We start from the raw sequence: 3,524 nt of genomic DNA, 5'->3' as shown, positions 1-3,524 counted from the left end.
GGCCGAGGCTGCCACAGCGGCCGCCGCCGGCGCGGCCGAGGCCGCGGCCGAGGCGGCCGCCGCCGGCGCCCAGGCCGGCCCCGCCGCGGAAGCGGCCGCTCGGGCCGAGGCAGAGGCCGCCGCGAAGGCCGCCGAGATGGCGAACGCGGTCGCGGAACACAGCCGTCGGGCGGCTGCCGAGGCAGAGGCCGTGGCCAAGGCGGCGACCCACGCCGCCGAGGCGGCCCGGGCGGCTGCGGACGGTGGCGCCGAAGCGGTGGCCGAGGCCGCCGAGGCCGCGGCGCTGCGGATGAACACCGACACCCCGTGGCTGAGCCGACACCTGCCGGCCGAATCAGCCCAATGAGCCGAATGAACGAATGAGCTGAGTGAGCCGTGCGGCATGAGCAACCGTGCCGTGCCTTGAGCGGCGGCACAAGTGACGGCGCCCGGCCTTCGCCGGGCGCCGTCGTCCGTTTGCGATGCCGCGATGGCGCCACCGCATGGGCTCAGTCTCGGCTGACCTCCTTGTCGATCAGCTCGAACATCTCATCGTCCGTGGCCGACTGAAGGTCCAGGCCCGCGGCGCCGCCGTCGTGGTCAGCGACATGGCCGCTGCTCATCTTGCGGGCGAGGGACCGCAGGCGCTCCGCGAGGCCGCTGCGCGTGTCGTCGTCGAGCGCCACCGAGTCGGAGACGGCGGACTCCAGCCTGGCCAGCTCCGCCATCGCCGCCATCGCCGTGGCCGCCGCCGAGGACGCAGCGTCCTGGCAGAGCTGAGTACGCAGATGATCGGCGAGGGCAGCGGGGGTGGGGTGGTCGAAAACGGTGGTCGCGGGCAGGGTGAGAGCGGTGGTCGTGTGAAGGCGGTTACGGAGTTCCACGGCGGCGAGGGAGTCGAAACCCAGCTCACGGAAGGCCGCGTCCGGCCGGACGGCGGCAGCCGTGTCATGCCCCAGCACGGCGGCGGTGTGGGTGCGGACGATCGTGAGAAGCGTGTCGCGCTGCTCGGCGGCGTCCTGGGCCGCAAGACGGGTACGAAGGTCAGCGGCGCCCTCGGCCCCGGGGGTGCGGCGATGGGCCGTACGAGCGGGGGCGATCCTGGAGAACAGCGGCGCCGGGGTCTCGGCGGCGCTTGAACCCCGCAGGTCCAGCCGGGCGGGCACCAGACACGGCCGATCGCCGGCGAGGGCGGCGTCGAAGAGCGCGAGAGCGTCCTCGGTGGCGAGGGGGGCGAGCCCGGAGCGGGTGATGCGGGCCCGGTCGGTGCCGTCGAGATGCCCGGTCATGCCGCTGCCCCGCTCCCACAGGCCCCATGCGAGCGACAGGGCCGGCAGGCTCTGCGCCCTGCGGTGTTCGGCGAGGGCGTCGAGAAAGGCATTGGCCGCGGCGTAGTTGCCCTGCCCAGCTGCGCCGAGGACACCGGCGGCCGAGGAGAACAGGACGAAGGCGCGCGGCTGGGCGTGACGGGTGAGTTCGTGCAGATGGAAGGCCGCATCGGCCTTGGGTGTCAGCGCGGTGTCCAGATGTCGGGGGGTGAGGGAGGAGACGGTGGCGTCGTCCAGCACGCCCGCGGCGTGGACCACACCGGTCAACGGGTGTCCGCTGGGAATCCTCGCGATGAGATCGGCCAGTGCGGCGCGGTCGCCGCTGTCACAGGCGCGCACCGTCACCTCGGCTCCGAGCTCGGCCAGTTCCGCCCGCAGCTCGGTGGCGCCGGGCGCGTCGGGCCCACGTCGGGATGCCAGCAGCAGGTGTCGTACGCCGTGACGGCCGACCAGATGGCGTGCGAGCACCGCGCCGAGCGTGCCAGTGCCGCCGGTGATCAGTACGGTGCCGTCGGGGTCGAACGCCGTGGGCGCGGCGTGCTGGTCGGCTGCGTCGGTGGCGGAAGCGGGACCAGGCTCGGGGACGGGACCAGGCTCGGGGACGGGGACGGACGCCGGAACGCGGGTCAGCCTGGGCACGAGGAGCCGGTTCGCCCGTACGGCGATCTGCGGCTCGGCGCAGGCGAGCGCTGCCGGAACGAGGGTCGGTGGCGCTTCCCCGCCGTCGAGGTCGAGGGCGGGGGCGAGGTCGGGGTCGAGGTCCAGCAGGACGAACCGGCCGGGATGTTCCGACTGCGCGGAGCGCACCATGCCGCACACCGCCGCGCCCGCCAGGTCCGCCACGTCCTCCCCCGGTGGGGGGGCCACCGCACCACGGGTCAGTACGACCAACCGGCTCGACGCCAGCCTCTCGTCCGCCAGCCACTCCTGCAGCAGACCCAGGATGCGCTGGGCGAGGGTCCGTACGTCCTCCGGCACCGCGGTGGCGCGCGCGTCGCGGCGGCCGCAGTCGACCACGACCGCATCGGGCGCCGGGGCCCCCGCCTCCAGCGTCGCGGCGGCCAGGTCGGCGAGGTTCGCGTACCCGTCTGCCGAGGGGAGGAGGTCGCAGTGCCCCACCGTGGCCAGGAGTTGCGGAGCGGACGACGATGTCGGCGCCGGGGCGGTCACCCACTCGACCGCGAAGAGCGAGTCCCGCCGCGCCGTACCGGAGGCTGCCAGCAGCTCCTGCGTCGACACCGGGCGGACCGCGAGCGACGCGATCGAGGCCACCGGCCGCCCCTCGCCGTCGACCACCGCGACCGACCATGCGTGCGTGTCCCGCGCCTCGCCGTCCGGGGTGAGGCGCACCCGCAGGGTCGACGCTCCGGGAGCGTGCAGCCTCACCCCGCTGAAGGAGAAGGGCAGGGCGCCGTGCGGGAGTTCGTCGGCCGGGCGGAAGGCGGCGGTGTGCAGGGCGGCGTCCAGCAGGGCGGGGTGTACGGAGAACTGGGAGGCGTTGCCGTCCGCCGTGTCGGGAAGACACACCTCGGCGAAGATGTCCTCGCCACGTCGCCAGGCCGCCCGCAGCCCCCGGAACACCGGACCGTACTCGAATCCCCGCGCCGCGTAGCCGTCGTACAGGCCCGCCAGGTCGTCTGCCGTGAACGCGACGGCGCCAGGCGGTGGCCAGACCGCCACCGCGTCGTCGCCTTGTGGGTCGGTGAACCGTGCGATGGCATCGTCCTGGTCGGCCGGTGCGGGGCCAACCAGGCCCGTGGCGTGGCGCACCCACGTGGCGTCCTCATACGTACCCTCGCGTCGGGAGGACACCGTCAGGCTTCGGCACCCGTTCTCATCCGGCGCCGCCACCCACGCCTGCACCTGCACCGCTCCCTCCTCCGGGATGAACAGCGGTGACTGGAGGGTGAGTTCCTCGATGCGGTGACAGTCCACCCGATGGCCCGCCTGAAGGGCGATCTCGAGAAGGACAGTTCCGGGGAGGACGACGACGCCGGCGATGGTGTGATCGGCGAGCCAGGGATGGGTGGAGAGGGCGAGCCGACCGGTGAGCAGATACCCCTCCCCCTCCGCCACCGCGACCGCCGCGCCGAGCAGTGGGTGATGTGCCGGGTCGAGGCCGACGGCCGTCACGTCTCCTGTGTGGGTGGGTGTGTTGAGCCAGTAGCGTTGGTGTTGGAAGGGGTAGGTGGGCAGGTCGGTGTGGGTGTGGTGTTG

2 protein-coding genes are annotated in these 3,524 nt (G+C 73.8%); one reads left to right on the top strand and one right to left on the bottom strand.

What is annotated here, in order from left to right; all coding sequences use genetic code 11:
- A partial coding sequence (locus ACFV2X_RS55385) for a hypothetical protein (protein WP_385631890.1) occupies window positions 1–346 on the top strand: 346 nt, incomplete at its 5' end.
- 142 nt (window positions 347–488) lie between these two features.
- Here ACFV2X_RS55385 and ACFV2X_RS55380 read toward each other — a convergent pair.
- A partial coding sequence (locus ACFV2X_RS55380; RefSeq protein WP_385631888.1) for a type I polyketide synthase occupies window positions 489–3,524 on the bottom strand: 3,036 nt, incomplete at its 5' end.

The sequence above is a fragment of the Streptomyces sp. NPDC059679 genome (assembly GCF_042734105.1).
Classification (GTDB): domain Bacteria; phylum Actinomycetota; class Actinomycetes; order Streptomycetales; family Streptomycetaceae; genus Streptomyces.
This window is presented reverse-complemented; position numbering and strand designations above follow the sequence as displayed.